18 protein-coding genes are annotated in these 16,841 nt (G+C 48.0%); 10 read left to right on the top strand and 8 right to left on the bottom strand.

What is annotated here, in order from left to right; all coding sequences use genetic code 11:
* Nucleotides 1-16: 16 nt before the first annotated feature.
* The 5 genes from AC0VYQ_RS07790 to AC0VYQ_RS07810 all read right to left on the bottom strand — a co-directional run bounded on the left by AC0VYQ_RS07790 (nucleotide 17) and on the right by AC0VYQ_RS07810 (nucleotide 4,873).
* Entirely contained in the window at nucleotides 17-559 is a 543-nt protein-coding gene (locus AC0VYQ_RS07790) for an NADPH-dependent FMN reductase (RefSeq protein WP_475404718.1), read from the bottom strand.
* A gap of 34 nt (nucleotides 560-593) precedes the next feature.
* On the bottom strand, nucleotides 594-1,577 hold the full coding sequence (locus AC0VYQ_RS07795) for a ring-cleaving dioxygenase (protein ID WP_214803597.1): 984 nt from the start codon (nucleotides 1,575-1,577) through the stop codon (nucleotides 594-596).
* 52 nt (nucleotides 1,578-1,629) lie between these two features.
* Nucleotides 1,630-2,064 (bottom strand): MarR family winged helix-turn-helix transcriptional regulator, encoded by a 435-nt coding sequence (locus AC0VYQ_RS07800; protein ID WP_214894321.1) that lies wholly within the window; start codon nucleotides 2,062-2,064, stop codon nucleotides 1,630-1,632.
* A 176-nt stretch (nucleotides 2,065-2,240) separates the two neighbouring features.
* Nucleotides 2,241-2,984 carry an alpha/beta hydrolase gene (locus AC0VYQ_RS07805; RefSeq protein ID WP_475404719.1) on the bottom strand — a complete coding sequence of 248 codons (744 nt, stop codon included), beginning with the start codon at nucleotides 2,982-2,984 and terminating at the stop codon, nucleotides 2,241-2,243.
* A 146-nt stretch (nucleotides 2,985-3,130) separates the two neighbouring features.
* Nucleotides 3,131-4,873, bottom strand: a complete 1,743-nt coding sequence (locus AC0VYQ_RS07810; protein WP_475404720.1) for a methyl-accepting chemotaxis protein — start codon at nucleotides 4,871-4,873, stop codon at nucleotides 3,131-3,133.
* Between the two features lie 207 nt (nucleotides 4,874-5,080).
* Between AC0VYQ_RS07810 and AC0VYQ_RS07815 the strand changes: the two genes are divergently transcribed.
* From AC0VYQ_RS07815 to AC0VYQ_RS07840, 6 genes are all read left to right on the top strand, one after another.
* Nucleotides 5,081-5,701, top strand: a complete 621-nt coding sequence (locus AC0VYQ_RS07815) for a flavodoxin family protein (RefSeq protein WP_475404721.1) — start codon at nucleotides 5,081-5,083, stop codon at nucleotides 5,699-5,701.
* An 80-nt stretch (nucleotides 5,702-5,781) separates the two neighbouring features.
* Nucleotides 5,782-6,177, top strand: coding sequence for an OsmC family protein (locus AC0VYQ_RS07820; RefSeq protein WP_214894402.1), 396 nt, complete (start codon nucleotides 5,782-5,784; stop codon nucleotides 6,175-6,177).
* Between the two features lie 84 nt (nucleotides 6,178-6,261).
* On the top strand, nucleotides 6,262-6,648 hold the full coding sequence (locus AC0VYQ_RS07825; RefSeq protein ID WP_475404722.1) for an ACT domain-containing protein: 387 nt from the start codon (nucleotides 6,262-6,264) through the stop codon (nucleotides 6,646-6,648).
* A gap of 378 nt (nucleotides 6,649-7,026) precedes the next feature.
* Nucleotides 7,027-7,938 (top strand): methyl-accepting chemotaxis protein, encoded by a 912-nt coding sequence (locus AC0VYQ_RS07830; RefSeq protein WP_475404723.1) that lies wholly within the window; start codon nucleotides 7,027-7,029, stop codon nucleotides 7,936-7,938.
* Between the two features lie 127 nt (nucleotides 7,939-8,065).
* Entirely contained in the window at nucleotides 8,066-9,457 is a 1,392-nt protein-coding gene (locus AC0VYQ_RS07835; RefSeq protein WP_475404724.1) for a DUF1565 domain-containing protein, read from the top strand.
* A 103-nt stretch (nucleotides 9,458-9,560) separates the two neighbouring features.
* The gene (locus AC0VYQ_RS07840) at nucleotides 9,561-9,884 is read left to right on the top strand and encodes a hypothetical protein (RefSeq protein WP_088837084.1); all 324 of its coding nucleotides are present in this window, start codon (nucleotides 9,561-9,563) and stop codon (nucleotides 9,882-9,884) included.
* A gap of 58 nt (nucleotides 9,885-9,942) precedes the next feature.
* Here the strand turns inward: AC0VYQ_RS07840 and AC0VYQ_RS07845 are convergent, their stop codons facing one another.
* Both AC0VYQ_RS07845 and AC0VYQ_RS07850 read right to left on the bottom strand, forming a co-directional pair.
* Entirely contained in the window at nucleotides 9,943-12,579 is a 2,637-nt protein-coding gene (locus AC0VYQ_RS07845; protein WP_475404725.1) for an ABC transporter permease, read from the bottom strand.
* Nucleotides 12,580-12,668: 89 nt separating this feature from the next.
* Nucleotides 12,669-13,364, bottom strand: a complete 696-nt coding sequence (locus tag AC0VYQ_RS07850) for an ABC transporter ATP-binding protein (protein ID WP_475404726.1) — start codon at nucleotides 13,362-13,364, stop codon at nucleotides 12,669-12,671.
* 236 nt (nucleotides 13,365-13,600) lie between these two features.
* Here AC0VYQ_RS07850 and AC0VYQ_RS07855 point away from each other — a divergent pair, with 236 nt between their 5' ends.
* The 4 genes from AC0VYQ_RS07855 (at nucleotide 13,601) to AC0VYQ_RS07870 (ending at nucleotide 16,091) form a co-directional block, all read left to right on the top strand.
* Entirely contained in the window at nucleotides 13,601-13,990 is a 390-nt protein-coding gene (locus AC0VYQ_RS07855; RefSeq protein WP_475404727.1) for a DoxX family protein, read from the top strand.
* A gap of 68 nt (nucleotides 13,991-14,058) precedes the next feature.
* A complete protein-coding gene (locus tag AC0VYQ_RS07860) occupies nucleotides 14,059-14,235 on the top strand; it encodes an SDR family oxidoreductase (RefSeq protein ID WP_475404728.1) in 177 nt (58 codons plus the stop codon).
* Between the two features lie 147 nt (nucleotides 14,236-14,382).
* Nucleotides 14,383-15,567 (top strand): hypothetical protein, encoded by a 1,185-nt coding sequence (locus AC0VYQ_RS07865; protein ID WP_475404729.1) that lies wholly within the window; start codon nucleotides 14,383-14,385, stop codon nucleotides 15,565-15,567.
* Between the two features lie 20 nt (nucleotides 15,568-15,587).
* Complete coding sequence (locus AC0VYQ_RS07870) at nucleotides 15,588-16,091, top strand: DUF1572 family protein (protein ID WP_475403315.1); 504 nt, start codon at nucleotides 15,588-15,590, stop codon at nucleotides 16,089-16,091.
* Nucleotides 16,092-16,134: 43 nt separating this feature from the next.
* On the opposite strand, the gene AC0VYQ_RS07875 is transcribed toward AC0VYQ_RS07870, so the two are convergent.
* Nucleotides 16,135-16,749, bottom strand: coding sequence for a hypothetical protein (locus tag AC0VYQ_RS07875; protein WP_475403316.1), 615 nt, complete (start codon nucleotides 16,747-16,749; stop codon nucleotides 16,135-16,137).
* Between the last annotated feature and the right edge of the window lie 92 nt (nucleotides 16,750-16,841).

Here is a 16,841-nt window from a genome sequence, read left to right on the forward strand (position 1 = left end):
CACCACGATGCGGTGCTCAGCGAATCGTTTTTAAGGCGGTCGCCCACGGGATGACCTGGTCAAGCATCTGGTTCACGGAAGTTTCCTGGACGGATGCCGCCTTTAATACAGCTCCATTTTCAAAATCCGTGAACAACGATAAAGCGGGGTGGACCCGGACGTCGGCAACCATCAATTCACCTAAGATGCCGCGCAAATGTTCTGCCGCACGCGCACCGCCGACTGAGCCGTAGGAGACGATCCCTGCCGCTTTGTTATGCCACTCGACCCGGAGGTAATCAAGGGCATTTTTTAAGGAAGCGGAGATTGAGTGGTTGTACTCCTGGGTGATGAAGACAAACCCATCTTGCGCCGCAATTGCTTCAGACCAGGCGGCTGCTCCTGTTGCGTCGCCGTCCTTTTCACCAAGCAGCGGTAATTTGTACTCGGCGATGTCGATGATCGTATAGTTGGCATCACCGCGTCGGTCGGCCAGTTGTTTGACCCAGCTGCCTACCTGCGGACTTAAACGGCCTTCCCGTGTTGAGCCTAAGATGATGCCGATGTTTAATTTTGTCATGATCGTTTCCTCCTCTTAAAGTAGTGTTTCCTTCTTAAAGATATTCTTTTTCAATCGTCCGTGTGCTTCGGACGGTATCGATCGGACGGACCATTTGTTCAATCTGTTGCCGTTGGGATTCGAGGAATGGTGGCAAGGATAACTTTTCTCCGACCGTTTCGTACGGCTCATCGCCTAGGAAGCCGGGACCGTCTGTCGCCCATTCGAACAAGACACCGCGGGCGACCCGTGCATACAGCGATTCGAAGAAGAACCGGTCGACGTAGCCCGATGTGTTGAATTGTAACTGGTGCATCCGCTCAATCCATTCAGTTAACGCAGCCGTGTCTTCGACGCGGAACGCGACGTGGTGGACGGTGCCGAACCCTTGACGTCCACTCGGCAGTAACAGGTTATGCTCGACGATGACCTGGGCACCGTTTCCGCCTTGACCCATCTCAAACAGATGCAGGGAACCGGCTTGATCGATTTCCCGCATCAGCATCGCTTTTTCCAAGACGTCTTTTAACCGGTCGAATTCCGCGATCCGGATGTGAATCGGACCTAAACCGGTAATCGCGAATTCTAATGGAACGGGACCGTTTTGCCACGGGGTTCCGGAGGCGATGCCTTCGTTCAACTCGTCTGAAATCAGCATATACTGCTGGTCATCAAAATCGACGAACGAGAGCGTCTGTTTCCCGAACTGTTCCTTGATGCCGCGATGCTTGACGTCATATTTATCAAACCGTTTAATCCAGTAGTCAAGCGCTGCATCCGTCGGGACGCGAAAAGCAGTTTTAAAGATTTCATTTGTACCGTGTGTTCCTTTTGGAATGCCGGGGAAATCAAAGAATGTCATATCCGTCCCGGCTGACCCTTTGTCGTCGGCAAAAAATAGATGATAGGTCTGGATGTCATCCTGGTTGACGGTCTTCTTGACGAGACGCATCCCTAAGACATTTGTGAAGAACGCATAGTTTTTCTCGGCACTGCTGGTAATTGCCGTGACGTGGTGGATCCCTTTTAATTCATTCATGAAAATCGCTCCTTTGATTATTATCTCGAAATCGAGATATCTATTAAAAAAATTAATGGTTTTGTGCCTGATAGCCGACTTTTTTAGCAGTGTTAATCAACGCTTCGATGTCAGACGGGTCAATTCCTTCGAACACCTGATTGATTGTTTTCTCATGTTCCGGAAAAATCGTGTCCATTAATTCTCGGCCTTCTGTGGTCAGTTCGGCAAATGTCACGCGCCGATCAGTCGGACACGCCTGCCGGACGACGTAATTCTTTTTTTCAAGCTTATTGATGACATAGGTGATGCTGCTGCTCGTAATCAAGACTTTTTTACCGATCAGTTGAATCGGTTGCCTTCCTTTATGGTACAGCAACTCAAGGACGGAAAAGTCAGTCGGATTTAGTCCGGACTTCGCAACATCCTGTTTGATCACTTCATGAAGCGCATCGACGGCCCGAACCATGACGGTCAACGCTTTTAAGTTCGGATTCGGCTGTTCCATGTCGTTCACCTCAATTTGTCTTTGATTCAAATATCTTTAATTCGAGATAAATATAACACCTGCCGATTTCGTCGTCAATCGTTTTGATTCTCTGCATGCTGACGATATAAAAAGAGGCATCCCGTAGCGTACAGGGTGCCTTTTAAAAAAATGAACTTGCTTTCAATGCCTGTCTTCTACCACGTCAGCTCGTTTAAGAAGGTAAGAATCTCTTCATTGATGTCGTTTCTGTCCTGACCTAACGTCATCAAGTGTTTTGATTGGGCAAACCCCTTAATTGATTTTTGATCTGACGCCACGCGGTTAAAAATCTCCTCGGCACTTTCTTTGTACAGGGGCGCGTCTAATTCTCCGTACAGAATGCGAATCGGAGAATCGATTTGCACCAAGTTGTCCCGTGTTTGGTTGACGAGCTGTTCAAAATCGACCAATGAATCAACGGGGAGATGCCGGAGCGCTTCCATTTCTGATTCGATTTGCTTGTCTTCCTTCCCTTCAATCTGTTTATAACGATTGGCATAATATAACAGTCGTTTTTGCAGGGAACCGGCTTTCTTGTACATCGGCACAGACAGCGTCACGATCCCGTTGACCTGCAGTTGTTGTCCCAGTTTTAACGCAAGGACACCGCCAAGCGAAAGTCCGACGACGGCGATTTTTTCAAATCCTTTGTCCTGCAACAGTTGATAAGCGTCGCGCACATTCTGCCACCAGTCGGCTGGTCCATAGGTCAGAAGGTCTTCTGCCGGCAGGCTATGACCACTAAGTACCGGGGCGTAACACGAATACTGATTTTGCTGCAAATAACGTCCGAGCGGTTTCATGTCGTTCGGATTACTCGTAAACGAGTGTAAGAGGAGAACGGCGCGTTCACCCCCTTCATAATAGACGGGTTTTAGCGGTGATAGTTTGATGACCATAAGATGCCTCACTTTCTAGGTGTCAATTTGATTTTACGGTAGTCCAATCATGATTACACGGTACCGGCGAGTGGCGTCTCACAATAGAAAAACCCAAACGGTTCACTTTTTCAAGTGTATCCCATTTGGGCACTGCGCGGTTTTCATTATAACGAGAATTTGTTCGTTTGATCTTCCAGGTGACGAGAAGTTGTGTTGAGGGTCGCGACAAGCGTATGCAGGTCCGTAATCGTCGCAATCATTTGTTCAGAAGCGGCTGCGACTTCCTCATTGTTTGCCGTATGACCCTCTGCGACCGTCGCGATTTCGTGCAGGGCACTGCGGATGGTTTGTTCCGATTGCGTGACTTGCGTCATCTGATCGGTCATTTGTGCCATCGACGAGGCGACGCTTGTGACGTGTTCAGCGAGGTGGCGGAACGAAGCATCCGTCTCTTTAATATCCGTTTGTCCGGACACTGTTTCTTGCAGCGTCAAAGCAAAACTGCTTTCCATCTGCTGCGTGTTTTCCTGGACGCTTTGGACGATTGCTGCGATTTCATTGACGCTGCTTGCGACATGGTTCGACAGTTTTTTGACTTCGGACGCGACGACAGCAAAGCCTTTTCCTTGTTCTCCGGCACGTGCTGCCTCAATCGCGGCGTTCAGTGCAAGTAGATTCGTCTGCGCCGCAATGTCACGGATGATTGTGACGAGCGCTTGGACTTCCGTCGATTGTTGTTTCAGTTGCTGGATTTGGTCTGTTGAAGCGTGAACTTGTTGATGGATCGTTTCCATCCGACCGACCGACCGTTCCATTTGGGAACGTCCGGCGTGAGTCATGTCACGCATCTCAGCTACCGTCATCTGGACCTGTTCACCTTCCGTCGAAGTCGCCCCGATTAATTTCGAGAACGCATCCATTTCATCCGTCAATGATAACGTGACGTGGGTCTGACTTTCGGTCCCGGTCGCGATTTCCGTCATCGTCTGTGCGATTTGTGTTGAACCGTCGAGGACTTCCGTTGTACTGTCGTCGATCGATTGACTCGTCTTGTGGACGAGAAGTGACGTCTGCGAGATGTCAGTGATCATCGTCCGTAACATGTCATTCATCTGTTTAATCGAGTGGGCGAGCGAATAAATCTCATCCCGCGATTTGATTTCGAGCTGGGTCAGTTGTGTATCCGCCTGCCGAAGTTGCCCGGCCGCGATGTTTTCTGAGACGGCTTGGAGCGTCTCGAGCGGTTTGAGCTTCCGTCCGAGCATATAGTACAAGGCAGCTAAGGTGAGTGCAAGTAAAATCAGTAATAAACCGATGAAGAGCGGTAAGTTTTGTTTTAGTAAAGCGGTCGTTAGCGCATCGACGTCTTTTGCTGCGATGTCGACACCTAATATGCCGATGATCGTGGTCGAGGCATCTTTTAGCGGCACATAAACGCTGACGTATTGTCCGTATTCCGGATCATCAATCACGTCCGTCGTATGGGTCTCACCGTTCAGGACGTTTTTCATATCCTTTGCGACGGCACCGGTCGCAGGGTCGTTGATGGCTGCCGCTTCTGCTTTCGGTAGACCGTCAATCAACAAGTTGACTTTATTTTGGTCGACCGTTGCCGTATAGGCATACAGTAAACCGTTTTGCTGCCGTAACGTATCGAGCGATTCACGAAGCGTTTCATAATTCTCGGAAGCGGTCGGATTGTTTAAAAATTCAGCGTAGGCAGCCGTATCGAATGTTTTAGCGATCCGGAGTGCGTCTTGTTCCGCTGTTTTTTTAAGCGTCGAAACCGCTGTTTGGTTCGTGTTGTAATAAAGGGCGGCACTACTAAAGAGGAAAAAAATGATGAGGATGGAGCTGACGATCAGTAACAAACGTGTGCGAATGGAATGGGTTCTTGCTTCAGTCATAGATGGACCTCCTGGTGGATTTCTAGTTAGTGATATATATACTATCGGTCTGAAAATTATTTTTTCGAGGTTTTAAAATAAAAGTTCAATTTTTTTAATGGAGAAGTTGTGACGGTTTCAAATGCAGGACGGTCAGGTTTGACGAATCAAAAACAAAGGAATTATAAAAAAGTACGTGGATGCTAGACGATAAGGGAGTTGGGACGGATGACAAAAGCTCTATTTTTGAATTGTTCATTAAAATCGTCAGACGAATTATCGAATACGGAAGCCTTAATCAACGAAGTGATGGCTTATTATCAAGACTTTGACATCGCGTCGGAAATTGTCCGTGTCGTCGATTATAATGTCGCCTATGGTGTGACGACTGACGAGGGAGACGGGGACGAGTGGCCGGCAATCTTTGAAAAAGTCAAACAGGCGGATATCGTCGTCATCGGGACGCCACTGTGGCTCGGTGAGAAGAGCAGCATCGCGACGCAAGTCATTGAACGGTTGTATGGCGGCAGCGGGTTAACAAATGAGAAAGGGCAATACATCTATTACAACAAAGTCGGGGGAGTCATCGTTACGGGGAACGAGGACGGGGCGAAGCATGCATCGGCGTCCATCCTTTACGGATTATCACATATCGGCTTTACGATTCCGCCGAACGTCGATACGTACTGGGTCGGTGAAGCGGGACCCGGTCCGTCCTTCATTGAAGCAAACGGAAAAAACAACGCGTTCACGCAAGGGCACGCGAAAGTCATGGCCTACAACTTGATGCACTTCGCGAAGCTGCTGCATGCTCACCCGATCCCGGCTGAAGGCAACGTCGTTGAATAATCTACTTTCATATTGAAAAACTAAACGATTAAAAGGAGCGGTTGATTGTGATTGAAAAAGTAACGGCAGTCTCAAAAGGAATGTACACGGAAGGTCAGGCAGGGAGTCATACGATTCGGATTGATGAACCGGAAAGCATGGGCGGAGGGGATCAAGGAGCGAATCCGCTCGCGACATTACTCGTCGCCCTCGTCGGTTGTGAAAATGCGGTCGCGAACTTCGTCGCAAAAGAGATTGAGTTTGATTTACAAGGAATCGACTTTGAAGTCGAAGGGTCAATCGACCCGCGCGGCATGATGGGTGACCCGTCTGTCCGGACACAATTCAAGCGGGTCACGGTCCATGCGAAGGTCACGACATCGGAAACGGAAGAACGGGTCCAGGAATTGCAAAAAATCGTCGATGCCCGTTGTCCGATTTCGACGACACTCGTCGCAGCGGACGTCACCCTTGTCGCAAATTGGACGAAGGCGTAAAAAACACCTCCGAAATCTGGACCTGTACAAGGCTAAGATTCGGAGGTATTCTTATGGCATCTCAGGTAAGAGGGGGATAAACAATTGAACTTAACAGTCTTACCAGAAAAATTATCGGTTGTCCGCTATGCGGTTGAAGCCATAGTACCGAAATGGATTTTTCAGAGTGGATCATTTTGGAACATCATGAAAACACGTGATGAGCTGTCGGTCGTCTGCGAGACATCCAAAATTCCGACAGCCGAGACATACGTAAAAATCGAGTCCGGATTTCGGGCAATCAAGGTCGAAGGTCCACTTGATTTTGCATTGACGGGTATTTTATCTGAACTGATTCGTCCCCTTGCAGCACATGAAATCAGTATCTTTGCTTTATCCACATATGATACGGACTATATTCTCGTCAAAGATGTCACGCTCGAGCGAACGGTTGAACTGCTCAAGGCAGACGGTCATCTCATTTTTGAGTAAATTCCCAGCGTTTGTTTTGCATGACGACAATCGAACAATGCTTCAACGTCCTTTTCGTAAACGTCGACGGGGGCGTTTTTTTTGATTTCGAGTCAATATTTTAAAGCGAGTGAGCAAAAAAATGTTATCACATCATAAGACTTGCTATTCTAAGTCTTCTTAGAACGAATCAATTACTTAAAAATAGGTTTAAACGATATATCAAAAGGATATATAACTATAACGAACTAGTTCCTAATATCTACGATATTTTGAAATCTGATTATTAATCAACTGAAAAATTAAAAAACAAACAACCTGCACCTTTCGATACCTCTGATAGATGAATTAAAAAATCTAGCGCAATCGGTTAAGGTACAACCGAAGGAGACCACCCACTTGACTACACCCCTTTCAAATGAAAAAACACTCTCATCTACACATGTCCTGGAAGCCTTAAAAACAAATGTCGCCATGATCCGGTTTGACGTACAACGTCGTGTCGTCGACGTCAATGATCTGTTCGCGAAGACGATGAAATACCGACGCGACGAAATGATCGGTATGCACCATCATCTGTTTTGTCCAACGGAATTCGTCAACAGTCCTGCTTACCAGGAACTTTGGAAAAAATTACTGAGCGGTTTTAGTGCCGCTGACAAAATCAAGCGGATTGATTCGCAAGGCAATGCGATTTGGCTCGAAGCGACGTATATGCCGATTTACGAAAATGACCAGGTCGTAGGCGTCGTCAAGATTGCGTCAGACATTACGGCGCGTCAGGAAACGATTGCAGAATATGCAACATCCTTCGAACAAATCGCGACACATCTCGATGAGCGTTCGCTTCAAGGAAAGCAGGAAAGTGAAGAATTGAAGCGGACGATTGAAAAAATGGCGACGGACGCCAAAAACAATTTGCAGACGTTGGCGAACTTACAGGCACAATCGTCGGAAATCACAAAAATCGCGGGGACGATTAAAGAGATTGCCGCCCAAACGAACTTGCTGTCTTTGAACGCCTCGATTGAAGCAGCGCGCGCGGGTGAACACGGGAGTGGATTTAACGTCGTTGCGATGGAAGTCAGAAACCTTTCGAAACTCGTCGAACTCGCCGTCGTCAACGTCCGGACGACGACCGATGACATGAACAAGGAATTAAGCCGGATTGAAACCGGGATTACACGGGCGAACGAAGATGCCTCGTCAAGCGTCCGCGTCATGGAAGAGACGTTAAGCCGGTTTGATACAGTCAGTCATGCGGCCGAGACCTTGAATCAAACTTCGAAAAAATTCACGACCATTATCTAAACGATTCGTCAGGAGCGAGGAAGCGGCTTCTGATTTTTTTTAGGAGACCGTTCTGAAAATCAAGTATAATGAAAAGAAGAGACGAAACGATTGCACGTCAGATCGTTTTTTAAAGGACGTGAAGCTTGTGAAAAATCGTTACATGATTCTCTTGTTTCTCCTTCTAGCAGGAGTTTTTCTCTACACCGTCTGGATCAACCCGAGTCTCAGGGCGAATGAAATTCATGTCGCACTGGACGGTGACGATGTACAAGACGGATCCCGGAAAAACCCGGTCCGGACGCTAAAACAGGCAGCTGCGTTAGCGAAACCTGGGACGACCGTATATGTCCATGCCGGCGTCTACACGGAACCGCTCGTCGTCAAAAACAGCGGGACGAAGGCGAAACCGGTCGTTTTTCGACCGTACCGGAATGATGAAGTCATCTTAAGCGGGAAAAAACTCAAGTCGCAAGATGGAACAACGGCGCTCATCACGATGGACGGGAAGGCCTACGTGACGATTCGCGGCTTCATCATCGAGGACATCAAAACGAAGCGTGCCGATGAAACGATCATCGGTATTTACCTGACGGGACCGAGCCACGACGTGACGCTCGAGCAAAACACCGTCCGCCGGATCGAAACGTCGTCGAAGGACGGAAACGGACATGGGATTGCCGTCTACGGGACGGAACCAATGCATGACATCACGCTTACGAAAAATCGTGTCGAAGATTGCCGGCTCGGTTCGAGTGAATCAATTGTCTTAAACGGGGACATCCGACGCTTCACCGTCAAAGAGAACCGGGTCAGCCGAAATGATAACATCGGAATCGATTTGATCGGGCACGAGGGCGTCGCGACGAGCGGAACAGATTACGTTCGGGACGGAATCGTCACCGGCAATATCGTCCACGACATCTCGTCCTACGGGAACCCGGCTTACGGGGACGCGTATGCTGCCGGCGGGATATACGTTGACGGCGGGAAAAATATCGACATCATCAACAATACCGTCTATCGAAGTGATATCGGAATCGAAGTGACATCCGAGCATCGCGGAAAATATGCTGAACAGATTAACGTCGTCGGGAATACAGTGTATGAAAACAACTACACGGGCATCGCGATTGGCGGCTACGACAGCAAGCGGGGCGGGACACGACAGACGGTGATTCAACGAAATGTCCTTTACCGGAACGATACGAAGGGCGAAGACGGCGGACAACTATTGGTCCAGCACTATGTGGAAACGACACGCTTCGAGGAAAATACTGTGACGGCGGGTCCGTCCCGCATCATGATCGCCAATTACGTGTCGAGCGGTTCGACGAATCAGTTCGCACGCAACGTCTATGAAAAAGAGCCCGGCAAGACGAGTGACTGGATTTGGGAAGAGGACGCCTTGTCGTTTGCTGCATTTAATAAACAAGTCAGTGATGCGACGTCACTGTATACAGATCCGTTATATGTCAATGCCGCGGATTATGACTTCCGGTTAAAAGAAAATTCACCCGTCTTGAAACTCCGTAAATAATCACCACGCACGCTGTATCGCTCAAGTCAAACAAGTTGTAAAATGTTTGCCGTACGAAACGCGTTTCACAAAAAAACGAATCGCTTGGCCGAGGAGGAACATTGTGAAAAAGTCTATCTTAGCATTCTTTTTACTGACACTGATTGGTTGCGTCGGCTATGTCGTCCTCAACCGGGGACCGGACGTCGCCTATGAAAAAATGGTACAAGCAAAAGTGACGCAATATGTCCAAAAACAATATGGAAAAGCACAAATCGTCGAGGTCCGTCCGGCATATGCTGATACGGACGAAAGTAAGGAGCGGCGCCACCAAATCGCCGTCAAGCTGAAGGCGTACAAGCAGGATCAATACATGTTGTACCGCTTAAAGAAAAATAAAGTGATTGAACTCGGACTGACAGAGACGTTGCCGATTCCAAAGCAATGAATCACAAAACAGGCATGATGGCCGCGAGCCATCATGCCTGTTTTGTATTTAGGTGCGATTAACCTGCATCTTTCAACTCTTGATACGGATTGACCCGTGCCGCGATTTGCGCCGGCAGCAGTGAAGCGATTGTCCCGAACAGGATTGGCAAAGCAAGCGAGACACCAATCAAGAGCGGTTCGTCCCACGGGACTAAATCATACAGGACGTAAATCGTCAGATAGGAAATGCTGAGACCGACCAGCCCTGCGACGAATCCGATCAGCATCCCTTCGAGCAGAATCAATTGGCGGATCGAACGATTTGTCCAACCGACAGCTTTGAGGATGGCGAGGGAGGCGCGGCGGTCGGTGACGTTTTGCCACATGATTTCACCGGTCGTCAAGATGGCGATCGTGATCGCGACGCCCATCGTCACGTAATGCATCGGGCCGACTTGAAGCGCGACGAACTGGCCGAGCCAGGACGTATAGAGGACACCTTGCAAGTGGAACGTCACGAACAGGAAGAATGTCAACAGTGCTGTCGGTAACGCAATCGACAAAATCGACAACGCATTGCGTTTCCATTTACCGAAGATTTCCTTTAACGCCAGTGTAAAGGTCGAACGCAGACCCAGTTTGATGTGTGAGGATGCGGCGTATTCACCGGTCTTAATCGCTTCGTACGGCGAAATCTGACGAATCGTCCAGGCGGACCAGGCAGCACCAGTCAGGTAGATGAGTAAGCTGAACCCGGCGATCAAGACGAGACTCAGTACGTTCATCGTCTCATTGCGGACATACGAGAAAATACTTTCGACGAGCAGGGCGACGAGCGAGACGAAGCCTGCGAGCAGTACGGCTTCAATCATGACGATCCGGTAAAGATCTTTCGTCCGCCAGCCGAGTGCGAGCAAGACAGCGAACTCTTTCCGGCGGGCAAGCATCGAGACGTAGCTCGTCGCGAGGACATACACGATGGCGACGGCAAGCATCGCGAAGATGACACCGGAGAAGCCGACGCTCGTCTCACGGAAAATCGTCATCGCGGCACCGATGTGGATCCACGGCTGTTCAATCCAGCCGAGTGTCTTCCCGTCATCAACGACTTTCGTCACGACCGGTTGCGGGGAGGAGCCTTTCGTGATCGTCGCGACGAGACCGGTCTCTTGTTCAATTTGTTTTTTCACGTCTTGCAGCAGTTGTTCCGACTGTTCGCTGACGGTCGCTGCTCCTTTGACTTTTAAACGAATGGATGAAATCGCTTGTTTCCCGTTAACTGCTAAGGCGCTGTCAAGCGTCGTCAGGATATTCGGTGAACTGGTCAATAGACCAACCGGGTTTCCTGACGTATCAATCGGTTTAGCCGGGTTGATCGGTTTTCCTTCGGCGTCAAGGACAAGATCAGCGGACGACGGACGATATGTTTCCATCGGTAATTCGTTGAGCGGATCTTTTGAGACGTTGATTTTATTCGGGTCGTATAAACCGACAACCTTGAAAGTTAAATATGGATGTACAATTGGAATCATATCAGGTTCTGAATTAGGATTTTTCTTACCAGTCGAAGTTAGCGAACGATATCCAACTGCGGGGTACGAAGACTTTGAATAATACCAGTTCTTAAGCTTAATCGTAGACGAATGAATTTCGTAGGCATTCGTCCATCGGCTTGGATACGGACTTTTCGTCTCCTCGAATTGTAATGGACCTGATTGATACAGCAATTGAGCACCCTCATTTCCAGCAGGATCTGAAGAAGGAATCATTCCTATTTTATCAATCAATGTCTGTAAATAGGTTTCCTCAACTTTAGAGGTTGGAATGTCCAACTGCTTGACAACTTTTGCAGGATAGGTCGAGAGAATTGAACGGACAATATCACCGTCTGGTTGTTTTTTGATTAAGGTATCGATTAGCTTTTTTTGATCTTGTTCCGTGTCATAAGGGACGTCTAACTTTTCAATTGTATATTCATAATTTCCTTGATTATAGGAATTCGGATTGATGAGCACAGGAATGACGTCCCCGCGATTTTTATCGTTCTCGAAGTGATCGAGGCTTGAAAAATATCGCGATTGGTTTTTTTTGCTGACACTTTGATCGAGCCCAACGAGTCGTGCTTCCTCCGACGGATCGATGGCAACGATAAGAGCGGGGTTACTCGCATTGGCATTACGAAAATCTTTAGTTGAACGGGTTGAAAACGATATATTTTCAGGGACTTTGACTTTACTGCCTTGAGCAATGTGAATAGATTCTTGAAACTGCCGTTCTCTGCCAAATCCTGTTTCGATATAGCTAGTTGATGTTAGACGATAAATACCGGAATCTTTCGGAAAAGTAAGTGCATTCTTAAAACTTACGGTTGTATTGGCATATCCGATCACAGCAATCGGTGCGGCAATATCAACTTCCTTCATCTGTTTGATGTCCTCATACTGTTGAAAGGAAATCCCACCGTTGATGCCGTTCAAATAGTTCGGCTCAAGCAGGTCACTCGCTTCGGTCGCCATCTGGCTGCCTTTCGGTCGGACGACGATGTCGTAAGCGGACGACCATTTTTTCTGTAATGTCTGTTCGACCGTACCTTGACTTGAATCGGTCAGGTTGAACATCAAACTGAGTCCGGCACTGATAATCAGGGCACCGACAAGCGTCAAAATGAATTTAAAGCGTTGCCGGCGCCAGTGGTTCAAAACGAAACGTAGCATCTGGATCCTCCTTGATGTTGTAATGAGTAGTGAGGTGAGCCGTGGAGCATTTGGTAAAGCTGCCGATAAGAAGAGCTGTGATGTCTCGTTTACCCGCTTTGGATGGTCTTCTTACGACGATCTTCAATGATTTGTCCGTCCTGCATGAACAGAATCCGGTCCGCCCGTTCAGCAAGTGCCACGTCATGGGTGACGAACAAAATGCCGCACTTCTCTTCCCTGTGCAAGTCAAGCAACAATTGAAAAATTGTCTCGCCGGTGACGGAATCAAGATTTCCGGTCGGTTCATCGGCAAGGATCCAGCGCGGGCGACTAATCAGCGCCCGTGCGATCGCGACCCGTTGCTGTTGACCCCCGGACAGTTGGGCCGGTAACGCGTGTTGTTTTTCAAGCAAGCCGACTTTCTCGAGGATCTGGGCAATCCGTTCTTCTTTGTTGAAGTCCGTTTTTTGTTTTAAGAGCGGGACGAGCACGTTTTCTTTGACCGTCAAAGCAGGCAGAAGGTGAAACTGTTGAAAGACGAAGCCGATTTCCTGTGCCCGGAAGGCGGAGAGGCGGCGATTTTTCCAACGGCTGATGTCTTGGCCGTCGTATTCGATTTGTCCGGATGTCGGACGGTCGAGTGAACCAATCATACTGAGAAAGGTCGACTTGCCGGAACCCGAGGCACCGACGATTGCTGTCACTTCGGTGGCTGAGAACTGGCACGTGAGGTCGTTTAAGACGAGTGATGGACTCCCGTCTAATTGAAACGCATGGGAGAGGTGATTAACGGAAATATCCATTCGAACGCTCCTTTTACAAAATAAGGTAACTCAACTATAAAATTATTTGAAAATTTTGTCTATTGTTCTTTTTATTATCGGGTTAAAAACTGAGACAGCCTTGGCTCGTCAGTGCCTGCTGATTATGCGTAGTATCCTTTTTGATACTTAACCACATTAATGTGCCTACTTCTCAGTTCACAAACAGGACTTTACGATAAGAGAGTAAGAGACAGAAAAAACAGGAGGTTGTAAAAATGAAGTGGAGTGTACGTATTATTCAAGGGGTGTTAGTAGTTGGCTTTTTATTATTTGGATTTATGAAACTGAGTGCAGATCTGACAATGGTCGACTCGTTTGAAAACGTGTACGGCTATGGAACAGGGTTCATGTATTTTGTTGGAACAATTGAAGTGGTAGCAGCCATCGGCTTATTGATTGGTTACTGGAAAAAGAAACTTATTCCAGTCTTCAGCGGGCTACTTGTACTCGTCATGGCAGGCGCCGTTTTGACACACTTAAATGCAGGACAAGGCATGGCAGTCGCAATGACACCGTTGATTTTGCTCGTCTTGGCAGCATTTGTATTCGTCGGTCAAAAGAAAGTCAATAACGGAGCGAATCAATCGGCTGAACAAATTTCATAAAGTATAGGAGAGTGACACGGCTAGCACCGTGCACTCTCTATTTGTTTAGTGAGAAATAACAAGAAACTATGTTGACGTTCAATAACGTCAACAGTGTGTTTCGCGGGATGCAACAGGTGGTTCCGCCTGGTCATGTCGGGAATGCGGAAGAGATCGCGCATGCTGTCCTGTTCCTCGCGACGGATGAAGCGAGCCATATCTCAGGCGTCGGTCTTCCGTTCGACAGTGGCGTCACGGCAAGATAACTGAGGATACATCAAGGCACTGTTAATGCGACAGTGTCTTTTCTTAATGAAATATTTGGTCAATAAGTAACAGAGGTTGTGATCAAAAGAATTTATTTACAAAAAAGCGGTATAATGGAAGGACGAAATGACAAATGAAATGAGTGAATGATTTTGCTTCAATCATGGAAAAAACGATTGATTTACGGAACGGCTGGACTAGCAGCAGCTGGATGTGCGAGTGCATTCTATATCGGCGCGCATCCTGAAAAACCCAAAGCCAGTTCTTACCCGGTCATATCAAAAGATGTCACGACGATGACGTTCAAGCCGAACGACGGTCAGGTCATCCTGCTGTCTGGAAGCGACATCAACCGTTCTAAAGAAACACAGGGTGATCCGCAAGAGCCGGCACTGATGACGACATTATCAAAAACGGGAACAGAATTAAAGACGGGAGCGATTGCTGATCCAGATTTGCATCGGATGGCATTTTCACAAAAGGGAACGGACCCGCGGCATATTTATATCCATCACCCGGACGGTATCGAAACTGACCACTTTTTTACGTATGACTTAAAACGAGGGACGTTCAAGAAACACGAGGTGCCGAATACATCGATCACATCCGTTGCCCATTACGGGAAAGATGCCTGGGTCACATCAAACGCTGCAAAGCCGTCGGAAAAGATTCAATTAATCAACGTCCGGACGGACAAACGGTATCCGATTGAAGACCGGTTGATGCCAGTCGTTGATTCACCGATTCTTGAACTGGATCAGGCGATTGCTTACGCCAACAACGGTACCGAGGATGATCAAGAAGGGGCGGCCGGAATGGTCCTGCTCGACCAGACGACCGGAAAATCACGTGTCATTCGAAAAGCGGTTGAACCATATGCTTATACTGCTTTATACGGCGCGAAGGACACAGCGTATTTTGCAACGACCGACGGCGTGATGATCAAGCTGAAGACGGACGGAACGATGCAACAAAAGTCATTTTCAGTATTGGATGATGTCAACTACTGGGCGACGGAACCGATGCGGATGATCAACAAACAGACTGGTTATCAAATCATCAATACCGGTGAAAATGATACTGATCAACGGCTCGTCAAGTGGACGTTCGGACAAGCGTTCCGGGTTGAACAGGTTCAACCGAAGTTTTGGAAGCAGGGGAATCATTACCGTTACCTGTATCGGAATCCGTATAAGAAGACTTCCTACTTCACGGAAACGGACATGTCATCTTCTGGTGAATACCGGTTGACCGTCACGGATGACAACTTAAAAATGTTACGGACGATACCGGTCAGTGGAGCAAATGGCGTGGACTTTGTGATCGATTAACAGCAGAAGGAGTGAGGGAAATGGCTTTTGAAGAGGTGTATTTGACAGCAATTCAAGCACGCTTCCGCGCGGTCCGCGAACCGGCAGAGCAGGCACTCGGTTGGCTGAACGAGGAACAGTTTCATCAGATACTGGCACCGGATACGAACAGCGCCGCGTTACTGATTCAACACATGACGAACAATATGACGTCACGCTGGACCGATTTTTTGACGACGGACGGCGAAAAAACGGACCGCAACCGGGACGCTGAGTTCATCGACCAGGGACATGACAAAGCGACGTTGCTGAAACTGTGGAATGACGGCTGGCAACTCGTCGAATCAACGCTTGCGTCCTTGACACCGGACGATTTGGAACGGACCGTTTTGATTCGCGAGGAACCGCATCTCGTCGTTGACGCAATCGAACGGCAACTCGCGCATTATGCCTATCACACCGGACAGCTGATTTTTTTAATGAAGATCCTGCTCGGACCGGACTTCAAGCCGTTGACGATTCCCTTGCCGCATCAACGGAAGTGAATACAACAGACCTGCCTCTTTGACTTAAGGGGCAGGTCTGTTTTCATAATGTATCGTCACTCGAACTGCCGACAGGAGTTGTCGATAAAAAAATCGTAAAAGCGCGCTCGCCTTTTTTGAGTTGGATATCTTCAGGAGAATGGATGGCGTCGATTGAGTCTGTTCCCATCGACTCCTGAACGGTTGATTTCTCAAACATCAACACATCGTATTCAGATGGGCGAAATGACGTATCACGAAACTCGACGCCACTCATCATGACTTTCTTTAAATCATCTGACTCCTCGGATTTTTCCTGCATGAGACCATCTAAGTCAAACATGTATGAACGGTAGCCTTTTGTCGTATCGAACACTTGCCCGAGTGTCAGTTTTTCCCCATCATAGTGACCGGGTTTGATGGTTTCGGTAAACCAATTTTTTTGTTCGCCGGATGCAAAATACTCAATTCCGGTCAGGTAAAGGAGGTTGTCGGTTTTCCCAGTCATGATATAAACAGCCTCATTTTTATCCGAATCTGATGGAGTTTTAGTCGTATCGAGTGTGAGTGTCAACGGCAACTCCATCGGTTTGACGACTTTTTTCGACACGGTCTCTTCCGAACTGCAACCGGCAAGTAAAAGTGCCGATAGTGAATAGACAAGAAGTTGTTTCAACATCCACGTCACTCCTTCATCTGTAAGTATATTCAGTGTAAGTGGAATGGATGATATTTACAATTGGATTAGGTGTCACAGGAAGGAAGGGTTAT

This window comes from Exiguobacterium sp. QJM3NY_9 (assembly GCF_056173545.1).

Coding starts and splice junctions, on each gene's coding strand:
- AC0VYQ_RS07790 (WP_475404718.1), bottom strand. CDS start 559: ATGACAAAATTAAACATCGGCATCATCTTAGGCTCAACACGGGAAGGC.
- AC0VYQ_RS07795 (WP_214803597.1), bottom strand. CDS start 1,577: ATGAATGAATTAAAAGGGATCCACCACGTCACGGCAATTACCAGCAGT.
- AC0VYQ_RS07800 (WP_214894321.1), bottom strand. CDS start 2,064: ATGGAACAGCCGAATCCGAACTTAAAAGCGTTGACCGTCATGGTTCGG.
- AC0VYQ_RS07805 (WP_475404719.1), bottom strand. CDS start 2,984: ATGGTCATCAAACTATCACCGCTAAAACCCGTCTATTATGAAGGGGGT.
- AC0VYQ_RS07810 (WP_475404720.1), bottom strand. CDS start 4,873: ATGACTGAAGCAAGAACCCATTCCATTCGCACACGTTTGTTACTGATC.
- AC0VYQ_RS07815 (WP_475404721.1), top strand. CDS start 5,081: ATGACAAAAGCTCTATTTTTGAATTGTTCATTAAAATCGTCAGACGAA.
- AC0VYQ_RS07820 (WP_214894402.1), top strand. CDS start 5,782: ATGTACACGGAAGGTCAGGCAGGGAGTCATACGATTCGGATTGATGAA.
- AC0VYQ_RS07845 (WP_475404725.1), bottom strand. CDS start 12,579: ATGCTACGTTTCGTTTTGAACCACTGGCGCCGGCAACGCTTTAAATTC.
- AC0VYQ_RS07850 (WP_475404726.1), bottom strand. CDS start 13,364: ATGGATATTTCCGTTAATCACCTCTCCCATGCGTTTCAATTAGACGGG.
- AC0VYQ_RS07855 (WP_475404727.1), top strand. CDS start 13,601: ATGAAGTGGAGTGTACGTATTATTCAAGGGGTGTTAGTAGTTGGCTTT.
- AC0VYQ_RS07860 (WP_475404728.1), top strand. CDS start 14,059: ATGTTGACGTTCAATAACGTCAACAGTGTGTTTCGCGGGATGCAACAG.
- AC0VYQ_RS07865 (WP_475404729.1), top strand. CDS start 14,383: ATGATTTTGCTTCAATCATGGAAAAAACGATTGATTTACGGAACGGCT.
- AC0VYQ_RS07870 (WP_475403315.1), top strand. CDS start 15,588: ATGGCTTTTGAAGAGGTGTATTTGACAGCAATTCAAGCACGCTTCCGC.
- AC0VYQ_RS07875 (WP_475403316.1), bottom strand. CDS start 16,749: ATGTTGAAACAACTTCTTGTCTATTCACTATCGGCACTTTTACTTGCC.